Source organism: Marinobacter sp. NSM, from assembly GCF_052380025.1.
Lineage (GTDB): Bacteria > Pseudomonadota > Gammaproteobacteria > Pseudomonadales > Oleiphilaceae > Marinobacter.
This window is the reverse complement of sequence record NZ_JBQTCK010000003.1, coordinates 504574-521145: the sequence shown is the minus strand read 5'-3', so window position 1 is coordinate 521145 and position 16572 is coordinate 504574. Positions and strand designations below refer to the sequence as shown.

Here is a 16572-nt window from a genome sequence, read left to right as displayed (position 1 = left end):
TTCTGCTTATTACGCTACCCGACGTTATTCCGATCAAAGTCTTTTTTATGAAACTGCTCATTCGTCCCGCCCCGGAAGTGGCCATCAAGAGTAAACCCGTTCGCCAGCAGCAAATGCGCCAGTTGCGGCAGAATATTCGTAAGTTGCTGTCCCGGCTGGACCCTGAGATTCGGGTGGACGGCAGTTGGGACAGGGTGGATGTGGAGGTTCCCGATGGCCGCAGCCTGGCCGGCACGGTGATTGATGAACTGACCCGTATACCGGGCATTTCCACCATTCAGGAAATCGGCGTTTTCCCCTTTGTCGACATGGATGACATCGGCGAAAAGGCGGTTCAGGCCTACGCTGAGCGCCTTGCGGGCAAGACCTTTGCGGTGCGGGCGCGGCGCCAAGGCAGCCATTCGTTCCGCTCCATTGACCTTGAACGCTCGGTGGGTGCCGCATTGCTCCAGGCTTCCGATGCCCGGGGCGTTGACCTGATGAATCCGGACCTCGAAGTGCGCATCGAGCTCAACGAGGAGCAGTTCCACATTGCCCATCGCCGCCACGAAGGCCTGGGGGGGTACCCGCTGGGTACCGTGGAAACGGTAATGACTCTGGTATCTGGCGGCTATGACTCTTCCGTTGCGGCCTACCTGATGATGCGCCGGGGCATTCGCAGCCACTTTCTGTTCTTCAACCTGGGCGGCACCGCCCACGAAGTGGGTGTGCGCCAAGTGGTGCATTACCTTTGGCAGCGGTATGGGGCCTCCCATGGCGTGAAGTTTATTTCGGTACCTTTTGAAGGTGTGGTGGCCGAGATCATGCGGTCAGTGAATCACCGGCATTGGGGTGTGGTACTGAAGCGCCAGATGCTCAAAGCCGCGGCGGAAATTGCCCGGGACTACACTGCGACCGGTCTGGTGATGGGCGATGCCGTCGCCCAGGTATCGAGCCAGACCCTGACCAACCTGAACGTGGTGGACCGCGCCAGTGACGAGGTGGTGTTACGCCCGCTGATTGCCATGGACAAGCAGGAGATTATCCGCATTGCCAAAGAGATCGGCACCGAGCCCTTCGCCCGGACCATGCCGGAGTACTGCGGGGTTATTTCCAGCAAGCCGGTGACCCGTGCCAAGCTGCACCGGATCGAGGAAGAAGAAGCCAACATGAACCCGGAGGTGCTGGCGCAGGCGATTGTCAATCAGCAGGGCACCATGGTCAGCCAGTTGCTGGACACCATCACCACCCCGGAAGAGGTGGAGCTGGTGCAGACCCCTGCGGTGGAAGACGTGATCATCGACGTGCGACACCCGTCAGAGGAAGAGCGTTCACCACTGACACTGACCAACAACGAGATCCTGAAAATCCCGTTCTACGAACTGAACCAGCAGATTTCTGTTCTGCCGGCCAACCGCCGGTACCTGCTGTACTGTGACCGGGGCACCATGAGCCGGATGCACGCCGGTCACCTGAAGTCAGAAGGGCACGGCAATGTTAAGGTTTACAAGCCTGCCGCCTGACTCAACCCGCCAGGCCTTTAAAGAATTGCTGGACGTTCTCGCTGAGGGCGTCCAGGTCATACCCGCCTTCCTGCACCACCAGTGTTGGCAGCCCCAGCTGGCGTATGTGGGTGCTCAGTCGGCAGAAGCCTTCAGAGGACACCGACACCTTCGCCTGGGGGTCGTTCTTGTAGATATCAAAGCCGAGGGTCAGGATCAGCACATCCGGCTGGTACAGCCGGATTGCGGCCAGGGCCTCTTCAACCTTGGCAAAGAAATCGTCTTCGCTGGCGCCGTGGGGCATCGGTATATTGATGTTGTAACCGTAGCCGTCGCCCTCACCCCGTTCATCCTCGAAACCACTGACCACCGGATAAAAGTTGGTGGGATCGCCATGAATGGAGATGTACAGCACGTCGCTGCGGTCGTAGAAAATCTCCTGTATGCCCTGGCCGTGGTGCATGTCGGTATCCAGGATGACAGTGCGTGGGAACCGGTTTTTCATGTGCTCGGCGGCGATGGCCGCGTTGTTCAGATAACAGAAGCCCCCGGCTGCGTCTTTGCGGGCATGGTGGCCCGGTGGGCGACACACGGCATAGGATGTGCGTTCCCCGGCGATCAGGGCATCTGCTGCTCCCAGGGCAGTCTGGGCTGACCAGTAAGCTGCTTTCCAGGTGTTCTCGCCAATCGGGCAACTGCCGTCCGCCAGATAGCAGGCGGCCTCGGCCAGTATGCCGCGCATGGCGTTTGGGGAACGCACGAAGATATTGGACATCACCTCATCGCCCCAGTCCTCGTTCTCCATCCAGCGACGATGGGCCGACTCCAGGAAACGAAGATAGCCCAGGTCGTGCACCTTCGAAATGGGCGCTGCGCCCTGATCCGCCGGTTGCAGAACCGGGATTCCCATGGCCTTGAGCCCCTCGAGCATCTGGCTGGTGCGGTCTGGAACCTCCTGAGGCTGGCGCATCTGGCCGCGCGTGAAATACGTTTTGGGAATATGCAGATCCTGCGCCGGATGAAAAAATGCCTTCATTGAACCGCCTCCTCGGGAGTCTGGAAATACTCTTCCGAGTATAGGCAGTGACACTGAGGGGTCAACGAATCGCCTGGGGCGTTTTTTGTGCGCCGCCTTTACAGGCCGGCGATCAGCATCCACTATGGAAGACGTCCCAATACACCCGCGCCACGTCGCACTCGGGCGCACCCAGGTTATTGAAGAGGAGCCGAAATGATCGAGTCACCACTGCTGAAAAACCTGACAGGCTACATCGGTGGGCGCTGGACCGACAGTGCCGGCGGTAACACCTTTGATGTGTTCAATCCAGCCACCGGCGAAGTGGTTGCCAAAGTGCCGTCCATGTCAGAGCAGGATGTGCTGGATGCCGTCGAAGCAGGCAAGTCTGCGCTCCGGCTCACCAACCCCTGGCCCATCGAAACCCGGCGCAAGTGGCTGGAAGACATTCGCGATGGTTTAAAAGAGCATCGCGAAGAAATTGGCCGAATCCTGTGCATGGAGCACGGCAAGCCGTTGAAGGAAGCCCAGGGCGAAGTGGACTACGCTGCGGGTTTCTTCGATTACTGCGCCAAACACGTCAACGCCCTGGATGCCCATACCATCCCGGAGAAGCCCAAGGATTGCACCTGGACCGTTCATTACCGGCCTGTTGGTGTGACCGGCCTGATCGTGCCCTGGAATTTTCCCATTGGCATGATAGCCAAAAAGCTCTCGGCTGCCCTGGCGGCCGGCTGCCCGTCTGTGATCAAGCCGGCCAGTGAAACGCCGCTGACGATGGTGGCCTTCTTCAGCGTGATGGACAAGCTCGGGTTACCGGATGGCATGGTCAATCTGGTCATGGGCAAGGCCAGCATGATCGGCAAGGTGCTGTGCGAGCACAAAGACGTGCCGATGCTCAGCTTTACCGGTTCCACCGAAGTGGGGCGCCGGTTGATTCTCGATACAGCGGAGCAGGTGAAAAAACTGGCGCTGGAGTTGGGCGGTAATGCACCGTTCATCGTCTTTGATGACGCCGACCTGGACGCTGCCGCCGACAACCTGATCGCCAACAAATTCCGTGGTGGTGGCCAGACCTGTGTGTGTGCCAACCGGATTTTCGTGCACGAAAAGGTGGCGGAGGAGTTTGGCCAGAAGCTGGCTGAACGGGTCAACAAGATGACCGTTGGCGATGGCATGAAAGACGGCGTCGACATTGGCCCGCTGGTTAACCAGGCCGGTTTCGACAAGGTCAAACGCCACCTCGAAGATGCCCTGGAGAAAGGCGGCAAACTGGTGGCCGGCAAGCAGCCGGCGGAGTTGGGCAAGGGTCTGTTTTTCCCACCCACAGTGGTATTGGGCGTAAATCGTGAGATGTGTTGTTATCAGGAGGAAACCTTCGGCCCGCTGGTGCCCATGGCTCTGTTCCGCACTGAGGAAGAAGTCATTGATGCCGGTAATGACACCGAGTTCGGCCTGGCGTCCTACGTGTTCACCGCCGATGCCGAGCGTGCCCAGCGGGTCGCCGCTGGCCTGCGCTTTGGCCACGTTGGCTGGAACACTGGAACTGGCCCCACGCCGGAAGCGCCTTTCGGTGGCATGAAAGCCTCCGGTATTGGCCGTGAAGGTGGTCTGGAAGGCCTGTTCGAGTTTGTGGAAGCGCAGACGGTGCCCAGAGGTTTCTGATCACGGGCCTCACAACAGCAAAAAGGCGAGCCTCGGCTCGCCTTTTTGCATTTCAGAGCCGGAGCTCAGGGCGTCAGGATCACCTTGACGCTGTCATCCACATCGGCGGAGTCGATGTAGCCAATGGCGCCAGGCGTGGAAGCGACCTGGGCCTTCATGGCAGAGGCATTGCCCGCTTCTTCCGGCGGTTGGCCACGGCCGGTGAACACCTGCTGAGACCAGAACGCCTTCAGCTGGGCATCGTTACGGCCGGTGACTTTGCTGTGGAACTCGGCGCGAGTGGCATCGCCTTCCGGCAGCTCGAACGGTTTGGCATTCTGGCCATCCGGTAGCGCCTGACTGCGATTCAGGTACAGGTCACGCACTTGATTGGAACTGATGCTGTCCGGGCCACTCGGGTGGCCAATAATCACAACATCCGCCAGGGCGAGGGGGCTGGCCATCAAGCAGGCCGCAAACAACAGGCTAAGCTTTTTCATGGGGCCTCCTTAGAATGCCGATTCGATTTTCAGTGTGTAGACGTTGGTGCTGTTGGTGCCTGAAGCCAGAATATAGGAAGGGTTCAGGTTGCCGGTGCCTTTGTCGAAGCCGCGGGAATGGGTGACGTCCGCTTTGATGGCTACGCCTGGGGTAATGTCCCAGCGGGTGCCTACGCTGTAGTCTTCGCGTTGGAAGTTAAGGATGGATTCCGGGGCCAAAATAGTTCCGCCGCCTGTGGTAACAAAGCCCAAACGCTCATTGTCATCTTTGCTCTCTACCCAGCCAACCGCAAGGTAAGGAGTCCAGTTGCCAAAGCGATGCCCAACGGACAGGTAAGCTGAGTCGGTATCGGCAAACTTGCCATCGACTTCAACGCGGGTCACCTCACCGATAATTTGCCAGCTGCCGTCGTCATAGCTGGCACCCAGGCCAAAGAAATTGCCTCGCTCGCCATCAGCAAGCACTGTGTCTACATTCGAGCCTGCAGGAGCCTGTGCAGCAAGACGAGTGGCATCAATATCGGCTTCAGCCGTTGCAGCAACGCCCCGGATGGTCCAGACATAGTCGGTCCAGCTCAGGTTCAGGCCGGCAATGTTGCGCAGTTGCACATCACCCGAGTTACCGTCTTCGTCGGTAAAGCCGGTGAAGAAGTTGGCGTTCAGTGAGGAATTGTCAAAGTTCCAGTTGTAGCTGGCATCGGCACCCACGTAACTGGTCACTGCAATCGGGCCATAAACGCTCTGGGGCGGACGGGCCCATGGCTGGGCGTAGCCGACTTCCAGGGAGTCCGAGTACATGAAGAACGGAATACGCATCTTGCCGGCGCGCAGCTGCAGGTTGTTGGTTGGGCGGTGGCTCAGGTAGGCCCATTCCACTTCTGGCTCCCAGTCATCAGCGCCACGGCCAACCAGCTGCATCACAATCTGGCTCTTCTGGGTAACATCAAAAGTACCCTGAAGCGCGAACAGGCTGAGGTCTTTTACTTCGGATTCTTCGGTGATGCCGGCGTAGCCTGCGTCGTTACTGGCACGTGCGTAACCGGTGCTGAAAAAGCCGTTAAACCGGACGCCGGTGTTGCGGGCAGAGTTCAGCTGCTGCTGCATGGCGTTCAGCTGTTGCTGCATGCGCTCGAGGGTTTGCTCGGTGTCTTGTGCCATGACGGGCGTAGCGGCAATCGCCAACGCCAGGGGCGCGACGGAGAACAGTCTTTTCATCATGTACATCCTAGTCTTTGGTTGGGTATTAAACGCGGAACTGGCCGGCAACGCTATGCAATCCATTACTGACGTCCTGGATCTTTCGGCTGACGTTGTCCAGCTCATCGGTGCTTTCCATCACCGCCTCGGCGTTGCGATGCATATCGCCCATGTGGCCGGTGACTTCGCTGAAGGTGGTGCTCTGCTCATAGGTGGCAGCGGCAATTTGCTCGTTCAGCTCGCTGATCTGCTGCACGTTGTCAAGGATCTTGCTCAGGACCTCGCCGGACTCAGTGGTGGCATCAACGCCCTCACGGGCCATTTCCACGCTGCCCTTCATGGAGGTAACGGCGTTGCCCGACAACTTGGACAACTCGGAAATCACTTGCTGGATCTCTTCGGTTGCCTTGTGGGTGCGCACGGCCAGTCCCCGTACTTCGTCTGCCACCACGGCAAAGCCGCGGCCGTGCTCGCCGGCGCGGGCAGCTTCGATGGCGGCATTCAGTGCCAGCAGGTTGGTCTGTTCGGCAACGTTCTGGATGGTCTCCAGCAGGCCGCCCACCTTCACAGAGAACTCATCAAACTGGTTTACCAGGCCGGCGGTTTTTTCGATTTCTGCCATCAGTTCCCGGATGGTGCTGATATTGCTGTTGACCTTTTGCTGACCGGTAGTGGCAAACTTTGCAGCGTCTTGAGTCTGGTCAGATGCGGACGAGGCAAAGCCCGCCACTTCCTCGACGCTTTTCACCAGTTCTTCAACGGAGTTTCGGGTTGAGGAGATGGCCTGGGCCTGCTGGCTGATGCGCCCCAGGTTGGTCCGGCTGGTGCCGGCCAGGTGCGAGGCAACATTGTTAAGTTCACCAATATCCTGCTGGATGGTGGCAAAGGACTTGTGCAGCTTCTCCACAAACCGGTTGAACTGGTTTACCAGCGCCCTGAGCTCATCTTTTCCTTCGTAATGAATACGGGAGGTAAGGTCTCCTTCGCCTGAGGCCATGTTACGCAGAGAGCTGATGATCTGGTTAAGGCTGCTTGAGATCGAGCGGCCGATAATCAGGCTCAGGGTGACCAGGGCAATCAATGCCACCACCAGAATGACCAGGGACACTGTGCCAGCCTCACTGGAGGCGGCTGTGGTGTTGTCAATGGCCTGGATCAAGCGGGTTTCCATGGCGCTGCGCATGGAGTCCAGGTCATTCCGCAGTGTTTCCAAGCGATTGGCGTTGGCGGAGGCGTCCTGGCCTATGCGGTTGAAATCGGCGGTGCCTTCAATAATGGCCGTGGCGATGCGCGTTGCGTTACCGTAATAGGTCTCGAGGTCTCTGCTCAGGCCGGTTGCTTGTTGGCTTAAGCCTGGGTTGAGCGCAGCGATCTTGCGGAGATTGGCTGCAATCTCATCTTTCTGGTCGCTGGTGGCCGCCAGTTGTTGGTCATCCCCGGTGGTGACCGCACTGTTGATCTGAGTCTCGATCAGCTGCAAATGCCCCTGATTGATGGTGGACAGTTCAAGCGACGGGTAAAGCTGGTTCCTTACTTCGGTCAACCGCTCGGAGTTGCTGCGTTCGGTGATAATCGAAAACGTCTGGCTGACCACAAAGGCGGTAATGGCAACAATAACCAGCAGGGCCAGTTTGTGGGAAATCTTGAGTGATGAAAGCATGGTGTCAGTCCCTGTCGGTCAGCCCTAAGACTATAGTCGGCCGGCATTCTAGGTTGTTTTTTGAACGCCTGACACAGAATTAATGTGTCAGTATGTTAAGGGATGTATCGGCCTGAATGCCGCTTGCTTGAGGGTAATTTGCCGATTTTCTGGGAGTCGCGCCGTTTGATAGGAACAGCCCGGGACCAAGGACGTATCTGCTGAGGCCTGATACAATGCCCTGTAAATTTAAACAGTGATGAAGTCAATCTCCATGGATGTCTCCCACATTATCGACCCCCTGAACGACGCCCAGCGCGAGGCCGTTACTGCCCAGAACGATCACCTGCTGGTGCTGGCCGGCGCGGGCAGTGGAAAAACCCGGGTGCTGGTGCACCGCATTGCCTGGCTGATGACGGTAGACCGGGTACCGCCCACCGGTATCCTGGCGGTGACCTTTACCAACAAGGCCGCCAAGGAGATGCGCTACCGCATCGAGGAGATGATGAACATTCCCTCCCGCGGGTTATGGTTCGGTACTTTTCACGGCATTGCCCACCGGTTGCTGCGTTCCCACTGGAAAGACGCCGGCCTGCCGGAGAATTTCCAGGTGCTGGACAGTGACGACCAGCTGCGCATGGTCAAGCGGGTGATGCGGGAGTTCCAGATTGATGAAAGCCAGTGGCCGCCCAAGCAGGCCCAGTGGTTTATCAACAGTCAGAAAGACGAAGGCCTGCGGGCGGATCACATCCAGGAAAACCCGGGCGATCACTTCACCAGCACCATGCTGAAAATCTACCGCCAGTATGAAAAGCTCTGCCAACAAGGCGGGCTGGTGGATTTTGGCGAGCTGCTGCTGCGCTCCCACGAACTGTGGTTGCACCGGCCGGAACTGCTGAAGCATTACCAGCAGCGCTTCCAGCATATTCTGGTGGACGAGTTCCAGGACACCAACACCATTCAATACGCCTGGCTGCAGGTGCTGGCCAGCAACCGGGTGCCGCTGACCGTGGTGGGTGACGACGACCAGTCGATTTACGGCTGGCGTGGCGCCAAGATCGAGAACATCCAGCAGTACCAGCGGGACTTTCCCAATGCCCGGCTGGTGCGCCTGGAGCAGAACTACCGCTCCACCCAGATGATCCTGAAGGCTGCCAACTCGGTGATCGCCAACAACCAGGGCCGTTTGGGCAAGGAATTGTGGACCGACGGCCCGGATGGCGAGCCCATCAGCCTGTACGCGGCGTTCAACGAGCAGGATGAAGCCAATTACATTGCCGATTCCATCAATGCCTGGGTCAACGACGGCAACCTGCGCAACGAATCGGCCATTCTGTACCGCTCCAACGCCCAGTCCCGGGTGCTGGAAGAGGCGCTGATGCGCCAGGGCATTCCTTACCGGGTATATGGCGGCCTGCGCTTCTACGACCGCCAGGAAATCCGCAACGCCTTGGCTTACCTGCGCCTGGTGCAGTACCACCGGGACGACGCTGCCTTTGAACGGGTAGTAAACATCCCCACCCGGGGCATCGGCGCCAAGAGCCTGGCGGAATTACGGGAATACGCCACCGAGCAAGGCATTTCCCTGTGGGAATCGGCCGAGCGGCTGCTGGCGGCAGGCCAAGTCAAAGGCCGGGCCAAAACCGGGTTGCAGTCGTTTATGGAGATCATCAACGGCTTGTCTGAAATGGTCGGTGAGGCGTCATTGCAGGGCCTGATGAAGCAGGCCATCGAGGCCAGTGGCTTGAAGGACTACCACGCCAGCGAAAAAGGCGAGAAGGGCCAGGCCCGGGTGGAGAACCTGGAGGAATTGGTGAACGCGCTGTCGGATTTCGAGGTGGAAGACGGTGTTGACCCGCTGGCGGAGTTTATCGCCCAGGCGGCGCTGGATGCCGGCGAAGCCCAGGCCGATGCCCATGAAGATAGCGTGCAGTTGATGACCCTGCACTCGGCCAAGGGCCTGGAATTCCCGCTTGTGTTCCTGGCGGGTGTGGAGGAAGGTTTGTTCCCCCACAGTATGTCACTGGAAGAACCGGGGCGCATGGAAGAAGAGCGGCGCCTGGCTTACGTGGGCATTACCCGGGCGATGAAAAAGCTGGTACTCACTTACGCGGAATCGCGCCGTTTGTACGGTCAGGAAAAGTTCCACGCGCTGTCGCGGTTTGTGCGGGAGATCCCGGCGGATTGCCTGCAGGAAGTGCGGTTGCGCAATACGGTTACCCGCCCGGCGATGGTGGGACGCCCCAATGAAAGCATGTTCAGCCAGGATTCTGCCCAGCAGTCGGGTTTCAGTCTGGGGCAGCGGGTGCGTCATCCGAAGTTTGGGGAGGGTATTGTGATGAACTCCGAGGGGACCGGGCATCACACTCGCGTGCAGGTGAACTTTGATGAGGGGGCCAAGTGGCTGGTTTTGGCCTATGCACCTTTGGAGGCCTGCTAATTCAGGAGTCTCGCACAGGGTTGGGTAGGCCTTTCCAAAACACGCTCCTTCGGCACATCCATGTGACGCTTAGGCTCCGCCATCCATGGCTCCGCACAGTTTTGGAAAGGCCTACCCAACTCTGCGCCCCAAGCAATGTGCTGGCCGCCGTTACATCAGAACCGCGTAAATCACACCCGCCAATGCGATGCGGTAGAGAACGTAGGGCCACATGCCTACCCTGTTCAACCACTTCAGGAAGAAATGGATGGCGGTAATGGCGGTGATGAACGACGTAACACCACCCACCAGAAAGCCGCTCCAGTCGACAATCACATCCGATGAAGCCACATCCAGCAATTTAACCGCAGACGCCAGAGTGATAATCGGAATCGCGAGCAAAAACGAGAACCGGGAAGCTGTCTCCCGGGACAGGCCCAGGAACAGGCCTGCAGTGATGGTGGCGCCGGAACGGGAAGTGCCGGGAATCAGGGCCAGGGCTTGGGCGCAGCCTACCAGGACCGCGTCTTTCCAGGTCAGTGAATCCATGGTGCGCCCCTTGTTGGGGCGCCAGTCAGCCCAACCCAACAGCAAGCCGAAAATCAGCGTGGTGAAGAACATTACCTCCACAGCCCGCAATTCGTTGTCGATCATGTCAAGCAGGGCCAGGCCAGCCAGTCCTGCGGGGATGGTGCCGATCACCAGGAACCAGGCCATATTGCCCTGACCAATCATCTGGCGCTTGCCCAGAGATAACAGTCCGTCCCGGGTAATGGCGAAAACGTCTTTGCGGAAATAAAGCACCACCGCCAACAGGGTGCCTACGTGAACGGACAGGTCAAAGCCGACACCCTGGTCGGCCCAGTCAAAAAAGGCGGGTACAAGGATCAGGTGGCCAGAGCTGGAGATGGGGAGGAATTCGGTCAAGCCCTGAAGAAGGCCGAGGAATAGTGCCTGAAAAAAATCCATGATGTCCTGTCCGTCTGCTGGGAGAGGCAACTCCCGGTTTGCCAGCGAGCGATATTATCAGGCGCGGGCGGGGCTGAACAGGCGGTGTGGATTACCCGCAGGACAGGAGCCCTTGCGGGTAATGTTTATCTTGCTCAGGCAGGAAAGTGGCCACGGGTCTTGTTGGCGATGCGAACCAGCATTAGCATCAAGGGTACTTCCACCAGCACCCCCACAACGGCCGCCAACGCCGCACCCGATTGCAGGCCGAACAGGGCAATCGCGGCCGCCACCGCCAATTCAAAGAAATTGCTGGCACCGATCATGGCGCCGGGCGCAGCAATGCAGTGGCGTACCTTCCAAAGCTTTGCCCAACCGTAGGCGATGAAAAAGATCAGCACCGTCTGGATGATCAACGGCACGGCAATCAGGGCAATGTGCAACGGGTTCTGCAGAATGACTTCACCCTGGAAGGCAAACAGCAGCACCAGCGTGACGATCAGGGCTACCGGCGTCATCGGCCCCAGGCGTTTCATGAATACGTCGTCGTACCAGCGCTGGCCGTGGCGGGCAATCAGGATGCGGCGTGTGAAATAGCCGGCGGTCAGCGGAATCAGGATATAAAGAAGTACCGATATCAAGACGGTATCCCAGGGTACCTGGATATCCGAAATCCCCAGCAGGAACACCACAATCGGCGCAAAGGCAAACAGCATGATGATGTCGTTCAGGGACACCTGTACCAGGGTGTAGGCGGCGTCACCACGGGTCAGGTAACTCCAGACAAACACCATGGCAGTGCACGGAGCAGCACCCAGCAATATGGCGCCGGCCAGGTATTCACTCGCCAGTTCTGGTGCGATGAAGGGCTCAAACACCACCATCAAAAAGAACCAGGCGATGGCAAACATGGTGAAAGGCTTGATCAGCCAGTTCACCGTGGTGGTGATGGCAAGCCCCTTGGGCTCTTTGCGTACGCCGACAATGGCGCTGAAATCGATCTGGGCCATCATCGGGAAGATCATTGCCCAGATCAGGATGGCGATGGGGATGGATACCTGTGCGTATTCAAACCGGGACAGGGTTTCCGGCACGGAGGGCGCCATTTGGCCCAGGGCTACGCCGACAACAATCGCCAGGGCTACCCAGACAGACAGGTAGCGCTCGAAAACACCCATGCCGCCGGATGAAGCCTCCGCGGCCAGCTCGTTACTGCTCATTGCACTTCCTTATATGGAACGTTGGTTCACGCGCTTGGACAATTGTTCGGCACTTTCCCTGCGCTCGGAATAACGGTCGGTCAGGTAATCGCTGCGGTCCCGCACCAGCAGGGTGAACTTTACCAGCTCTTCCATGACATCCACGATGCGGTCGTAGTAAGCCGACGGCTTCATGCGGTCGTTGTCATCGAATTCCATGAATGCTTTGGGCACCGAGGACTGATTCGGAATGGTCAGCATCCGCATCCACCGGCCCAGCACCCGCAACTGGTTCACCGCGTTGAACGACTGGGAGCCACCGCACACCTGCATCACGGCCAGGGTTTTGCCCTGGGTGGGGCGCACAGCACCCAGGGACAGGGGAATCCAGTCGATCTGGGTTTTCATGATGCCGGTCATGGCACCGTGCCGCTCCGGGGAGCACCACACCATGCCTTCACTCCATTGCACCAGCTCCCGCAGCTCCTGAACTTTGGGGTGGCTGGCGTCTTCGGCGTCGGCCAGGGGCAGGCCGCGCGGGTTGAAGATACGGGTTTCCGCGCCCATGGCTTCCAGCAACCGGGCGGCTTCTTCCACCGCAAGTCGGCTGAAGGATCGTTCCCGCAGGGAGCCGTACAGCAACAGTATTCGGGCTGGGTGCTCTGAAGGGGACGCCGAGAATACCCTGCCGGTTGTCGGGGTCTCGAACAGGTCGGCGTCAACGTTGGGAAGGTTTTGGAGGTTCATGATTCAGGTTTGGTCCTTTACGACATCGTCTTGTCACACTATTATGCATAAAATTAAATATTCGTAAAAACGTATATTTGGGGATGTGGATATGAAGCGCCGAGTTCTGTTTATCTGTACCGCAAACAGTGCCCGTTCCATCATGGCAGAGGCCTTGCTGCGGCACATGGCCGGAGACCAGTTTGAAGTGGCCAGCGCCGGCACCCAGCCCACAGAGCCGCATCCGCTGGCGTTGCAGGTATTGTCCGAGGCCGGTATTGCCACCGAAGGGCTGTTTAGCAAACAGCTGGCCGAGCTGAAGGGCCAGTACTGGGACTACGTGATCACCCTTTGTGAAAAAGCCGCCCGGGAATGCACAGCCGCTTGCCAGGGTGCTCAGCAGATTGCCTGGGACTTTCCGGACCCGGCAGAGACCAATCGCCACGCCACCTTTGCCCTGACATTGAAAGAGCTGAAGGAGCGCCTTGGCCTTTTTACTCTGGTGCACCAGAAAGAAACCGGCCTGAAACCCGCCGATTACAGCCCGGTTGCGATCTTCAAGGCCATGGCCGACGACCTGCGCCTGGCCGCCCTGTTACTGATCAAGGATCAGGAAAAGCTGTGCGTATGTGAACTGACCGAAGCCTTCGAGGTGTCGCAACCAAAAGTCAGCCGCCACCTGGCGAGCCTGCGGGATGCCAAGCTTCTGGAAACCGAGCGGCGTGGCCAATGGGTCTATTATTACCTTAACCCCCGGCTACCGGCCTGGGTGGCGCGGGTTCTGGATGAGACCGCTCTGAGTAACGGGGCGTTGATCGAACGCCCCCTGGCGCAATTGCAGGCCATGGCGGATCGCCCGGTTGTGCAGTGCCCCTGATCACTTAACGAGTATACGGATTGCGAAGGTCGCAAGGAGATCACCATGAGCAAGATCAAAGTAGGTATTAACGGATTTGGACGCATTGGCCGGCTGGCGCTGCGGGCTGCCTGGGGCTGGCCGGAACTGGAGTTCGTTGCCATCAATGACCCGGGAACCGACGTGGCAAGCCTCGCGCACCTGCTGAATTTCGACAGTATCCACGGCCGCTGGAGCCATGAAGCCAGTGCCGATGGCGACGACATGGTGATTGATGGTCAGCACCTGCGCGTTACCCGAAATTGGGCCATTTCGGATACCGACTGGTCTGGCTGTGATCTGGTGATTGAAGCCAGCGGCGTGAACAAGAAAGTTGAGGTTTTGCAGGCTTACCTGGACCAGGGTGTGAAGCGGGTGGTGGTCACCGCACCAGTAAAGGAAGCGGGCGCCAAGAACATTGTGATGGGGGTGAACGAACACATCTTCGACCCGGCCACCGATCGGATTATCACCGCAGCCTCCTGCACCACCAACTGCCTGGCCCCGGTGGTCAAAGTGATCCATGCGAAACTGGGCATCAAGCACGGTTCCATCACTACCATTCACAGCCTGACCAACACCCAGACCATCATCGATGCGCCTCACAAGGATCTGCGCCGGGCCCGGGCCTGTGGCAGTTCACTGATTCCCACCAGTACCGGTTCGGCCACCGCGATTATCGAGATCTTTCCGGAGCTCAAGGGCCGGCTGGACGGCCACGCGGTGCGGATTCCGCTCACCAACGCATCACTGACTGACTGTGTGTTCGAGGTGGAAAAACCCACAGATGTGGAGACGGTTAACCGGCTGCTGAAAGAAGCCGCCGAGGGCGAGCTGAAAGACATTCTGGGCTATGAAGAGCGTCCACTGGTGTCCATCGATTACAAAACCGACCCCCGTTCATCCATCGTTGATGCGCTGTCCACGTTGGTCATCAACGGCACCCAGGTAAAGATCTACGCCTGGTACGACAACGAGTGGGGTTATGCCAACCGTACCGCCGAGCTGGCGCGCAAAGTGGGCCTGGCTTGATATGAATGCCGCCATTCGCCAGTACCTGGTTATCACCGGCAACTACTGGGCCTTCACTCTCACGGATGGAGCCCTACGGATGCTGGTGGTACTGCATTTCCACCAGCTGGGTTATTCACCCCTGGAAATTGCCCTGTTGTTCATCTTCTACGAGTTCTTCGGGGTGGTAACCAACCTGGTGGGCGGTTATCTGGGGGCCCGTACGGGCCTGAACCGTACCATGAACATCGGGCTGTTCCTACAGATTGTGGCGCTGGCCATGCTGGCGGTGCCGGCGGCCATGCTGACCGTGCCCTGGGTGATGGCGGCACAGGCGTTGTCTGGCATCGCCAAAGACCTGAACAAGATGTCCGCCAAGAGCGGTATCAAGTTGCTTGTGCCGGATGAGCAACAGGGCACCCTGTACAAGTGGGTGGCCATCCTGACTGGCTCCAAGAACACGCTTAAAGGCGTGGGTTTTTTCCTGGGTGGCGTGCTGCTGATGGCGGCCGGCTTTACAGGTGCCGTTGTGATCATGGCGGTGGCCCTGGGGGTGGTATGGCTGGCCAGCCTGTTCCTGCTTAAACAGGAGCTGGGCAAGAGCAAGGCCAAGCCCAAGTTCACTGATATTCTGTCCAAGAGCCGGGCGATTAACGTGCTGTCTGCCGCCCGGATGTTCCTGTTCGGCGCCCGGGATGTGTGGTTTGTGGTGGCGTTACCGGTATACCTGCACACCGTATTTGGCTGGGACCACTGGAAAGTCGGTGGCTTTATGGCGAGCTGGATTATCGGCTATGGCTTTATCCAGACCATCGCCCCCAGGATTACCGGCAATATGGAAGGCAAGAAACCGGCGGTACTCTGGGCGGCGTTCCTGGCACTTATCCCGGCAGCTATTGCCAGTGGCCTGATGGTGGGCTGGTCCCCACAGGTGGTCATTGTCGGGGGGCTGTTGCTGTTCGGCGTGCTGTTTGCCATCAACTCCTCCCTGCACAGCTACCTGATCGTCAGCTACGCCCGGGGCGATGGCGTCTCACTGGATGTGGGGTTCTATTACATGTCCAATGCCGCCGGCCGGTTGTTGGGTACCATCCTGTCCGGTTGGGTGTATCAGGTGTATGGATTGGAAGCCTGTTTGTGGATTTCGGCGGGGCTGGTGGCCATGGCGGCTTTGCTATCAATCATGCTACCTGAACGGCGGCAGGTGATGGCCTGAGTGGGCGCTAAAAACGCACCACCAGGCCAGCACCGGCTTCCACTTGCAGGTATCCGCTGCTGCGGAACTTGAGCTCACACCCCCCGGAGCAGAACACGGAGCCGCCCGAATTCAGGGCGGTGTAGACACCTCGCAGGTCCAGTCGCAAGCGCAATTGTTCACTCAAGAAAAACTGGTAGCCGCCGCCGAGTGACAGGGCGGCTCGGTGGTGGGTGTCGTAGCGGGAATCATCCGGCTCCAGCCGGGTAACGCCCAGCACGCCGGAGACAAACCCGCCATGGGTTTTACCGCCTGGAAAGTAGAGCCCACCAAACTGCAGCTGGTAGATGGTCAGGTCGATGGATCGGGTGCCCGGGGCGAACAGGCCGTTGTCTAGCCGGGCCGAGGTGTTTTGTCGGCCAAAGTAGAGCTCCCCCTGTTTGCCTGCTTCCGGCAGGTCGAAGTTGATTACCAGTCCATGGCTCACGGAATCGCGAAAGCGGATTTGGTCATCGGTGCTGGCGCCGGCCATCTCGATATCCACCGAGCCACCCATGCGGTAACCGACAAACGGTGATAGACCGATGTCCGCTGCCACTGGCGATGAGGCCAGGGCCAGGGTGAGCGCAACGGCGGTGAGGGTACGAAGGTTCATGGATGCTGTTTCTCGACCGTGGGTTACTGGCAAGATGGTGTGCAATGG

The 16572-nt window shown here is 58.7% G+C and carries 14 protein-coding genes; 6 read left to right on the top strand and 8 right to left on the bottom strand.

Annotation, left to right across the window (positions count from 1 at the left end):
- Positions 1–47 precede the first annotated feature (47 nt).
- Positions 48–1502: a tRNA uracil 4-sulfurtransferase ThiI gene (thiI, locus tag ACTZWX_RS10035; RefSeq protein WP_444713801.1), complete on the top strand. Its 1455-nt coding sequence runs from the start codon at positions 48–50 to the stop codon at positions 1500–1502.
- A gap of 1 nt (position 1503) precedes the next feature.
- On the opposite strand, the gene ACTZWX_RS10030 is transcribed toward thiI, so the two are convergent.
- Positions 1504–2517, bottom strand: coding sequence for a histone deacetylase family protein (locus ACTZWX_RS10030; RefSeq protein WP_444713800.1), 1014 nt, complete (start codon positions 2515–2517; stop codon positions 1504–1506).
- A 195-nt stretch (positions 2518–2712) separates the two neighbouring features.
- On the opposite strand from ACTZWX_RS10030, the gene ACTZWX_RS10025 reads away from it, so the two are divergent.
- Positions 2713–4161 (top strand): NAD-dependent succinate-semialdehyde dehydrogenase, encoded by a 1449-nt coding sequence (locus ACTZWX_RS10025; RefSeq protein WP_152439312.1) that lies wholly within the window; start codon positions 2713–2715, stop codon positions 4159–4161.
- Positions 4162–4226: 65 nt separating this feature from the next.
- On the opposite strand, the gene ACTZWX_RS10020 is transcribed toward ACTZWX_RS10025, so the two are convergent.
- The 3 genes from ACTZWX_RS10020 to ACTZWX_RS10010 are packed head-to-tail and all read right to left on the bottom strand — an operon-like array spanning position 4227 to position 7497.
- Positions 4227–4640 carry a substrate-binding domain-containing protein gene (locus ACTZWX_RS10020; RefSeq protein ID WP_444713799.1) on the bottom strand — a complete coding sequence of 138 codons (414 nt, stop codon included), beginning with the start codon at positions 4638–4640 and terminating at the stop codon, positions 4227–4229.
- A gap of 9 nt (positions 4641–4649) precedes the next feature.
- A complete protein-coding gene (locus ACTZWX_RS10015; RefSeq protein ID WP_444713798.1) occupies positions 4650–5855 on the bottom strand; it encodes a hypothetical protein in 1206 nt (401 codons plus the stop codon).
- 28 nt (positions 5856–5883) lie between these two features.
- Positions 5884–7497, bottom strand: coding sequence for a methyl-accepting chemotaxis protein (locus ACTZWX_RS10010; RefSeq protein ID WP_444713797.1), 1614 nt, complete (start codon positions 7495–7497; stop codon positions 5884–5886).
- Positions 7498–7750: 253 nt separating this feature from the next.
- Between ACTZWX_RS10010 and uvrD the strand changes: the two genes are divergently transcribed.
- A complete protein-coding gene (gene uvrD / locus ACTZWX_RS10005) occupies positions 7751–9916 on the top strand; it encodes a DNA helicase II (RefSeq protein WP_444713796.1) in 2166 nt (721 codons plus the stop codon).
- A gap of 150 nt (positions 9917–10066) precedes the next feature.
- On the opposite strand, the gene ACTZWX_RS10000 is transcribed toward uvrD, so the two are convergent.
- The 3 genes from ACTZWX_RS10000 to arsH all read right to left on the bottom strand — a co-directional run bounded on the left by ACTZWX_RS10000 (position 10067) and on the right by arsH (position 12789).
- Complete coding sequence (locus ACTZWX_RS10000) at positions 10067–10864, bottom strand: undecaprenyl-diphosphate phosphatase (RefSeq protein WP_444713795.1); 798 nt, start codon at positions 10862–10864, stop codon at positions 10067–10069.
- A 134-nt stretch (positions 10865–10998) separates the two neighbouring features.
- The gene (gene arsB, locus ACTZWX_RS09995; RefSeq protein ID WP_444713794.1) at positions 10999–12063 is read right to left on the bottom strand and encodes an ACR3 family arsenite efflux transporter; all 1065 of its coding nucleotides are present in this window, start codon (positions 12061–12063) and stop codon (positions 10999–11001) included.
- A 9-nt stretch (positions 12064–12072) separates the two neighbouring features.
- A complete protein-coding gene (arsH, locus tag ACTZWX_RS09990) occupies positions 12073–12789 on the bottom strand; it encodes an arsenical resistance protein ArsH (protein ID WP_444713793.1) in 717 nt (238 codons plus the stop codon).
- Positions 12790–12880: 91 nt separating this feature from the next.
- On the opposite strand from arsH, the gene ACTZWX_RS09985 reads away from it, so the two are divergent.
- Genes ACTZWX_RS09985 through arsJ form a run of 3 tightly spaced genes read left to right on the top strand, consistent with a single transcriptional unit; the run spans position 12881 to position 15890 of the window.
- Entirely contained in the window at positions 12881–13645 is a 765-nt protein-coding gene (locus ACTZWX_RS09985) for a metalloregulator ArsR/SmtB family transcription factor (protein ID WP_444713792.1), read from the top strand.
- Positions 13646–13690: 45 nt separating this feature from the next.
- Positions 13691–14695: an ArsJ-associated glyceraldehyde-3-phosphate dehydrogenase gene (locus ACTZWX_RS09980; protein WP_444713791.1), complete on the top strand. Its 1005-nt coding sequence runs from the start codon at positions 13691–13693 to the stop codon at positions 14693–14695.
- Position 14696: 1 nt separating this feature from the next.
- Positions 14697–15890, top strand: a complete 1194-nt coding sequence (arsJ, locus tag ACTZWX_RS09975; protein WP_444713859.1) for an organoarsenical effux MFS transporter ArsJ — start codon at positions 14697–14699, stop codon at positions 15888–15890.
- Between the two features lie 7 nt (positions 15891–15897).
- Here arsJ and ACTZWX_RS09970 read toward each other — a convergent pair whose 3' ends face one another.
- Positions 15898–16524 carry a hypothetical protein gene (locus ACTZWX_RS09970; RefSeq protein WP_444713790.1) on the bottom strand — a complete coding sequence of 209 codons (627 nt, stop codon included), beginning with the start codon at positions 16522–16524 and terminating at the stop codon, positions 15898–15900.
- Between the last annotated feature and the right edge of the window lie 48 nt (positions 16525–16572).

Bases quoted from the DNA above. Each gene is read 5' to 3' on its own strand.
- ACTZWX_RS09970 (WP_444713790.1), bottom strand. From the start codon at position 16,524: ATGAACCTTCGTACCCTCACCGCCGTTGCGCTCACCCTGGCCCTGGCC.
- uvrD (WP_444713796.1), top strand. From the start codon at position 7,751: ATGGATGTCTCCCACATTATCGACCCCCTGAACGACGCCCAGCGCGAG.
- thiI (WP_444713801.1), top strand. From the start codon at position 48: ATGAAACTGCTCATTCGTCCCGCCCCGGAAGTGGCCATCAAGAGTAAA.
- ACTZWX_RS10015 (WP_444713798.1), bottom strand. From the start codon at position 5,855: ATGAAAAGACTGTTCTCCGTCGCGCCCCTGGCGTTGGCGATTGCCGCT.
- ACTZWX_RS09985 (WP_444713792.1), top strand. From the start codon at position 12,881: ATGAAGCGCCGAGTTCTGTTTATCTGTACCGCAAACAGTGCCCGTTCC.
- arsB (WP_444713794.1), bottom strand. From the start codon at position 12,063: ATGAGCAGTAACGAGCTGGCCGCGGAGGCTTCATCCGGCGGCATGGGT.
- ACTZWX_RS10000 (WP_444713795.1), bottom strand. From the start codon at position 10,864: ATGGATTTTTTTCAGGCACTATTCCTCGGCCTTCTTCAGGGCTTGACC.
- ACTZWX_RS09980 (WP_444713791.1), top strand. From the start codon at position 13,691: ATGAGCAAGATCAAAGTAGGTATTAACGGATTTGGACGCATTGGCCGG.
- arsJ (WP_444713859.1), top strand. From the start codon at position 14,697: ATGAATGCCGCCATTCGCCAGTACCTGGTTATCACCGGCAACTACTGG.
- ACTZWX_RS10025 (WP_152439312.1), top strand. From the start codon at position 2,713: ATGATCGAGTCACCACTGCTGAAAAACCTGACAGGCTACATCGGTGGG.
- ACTZWX_RS10010 (WP_444713797.1), bottom strand. From the start codon at position 7,497: ATGCTTTCATCACTCAAGATTTCCCACAAACTGGCCCTGCTGGTTATT.
- ACTZWX_RS10020 (WP_444713799.1), bottom strand. From the start codon at position 4,640: ATGAAAAAGCTTAGCCTGTTGTTTGCGGCCTGCTTGATGGCCAGCCCC.
- ACTZWX_RS10030 (WP_444713800.1), bottom strand. From the start codon at position 2,517: ATGAAGGCATTTTTTCATCCGGCGCAGGATCTGCATATTCCCAAAACG.
- arsH (WP_444713793.1), bottom strand. From the start codon at position 12,789: ATGAACCTCCAAAACCTTCCCAACGTTGACGCCGACCTGTTCGAGACC.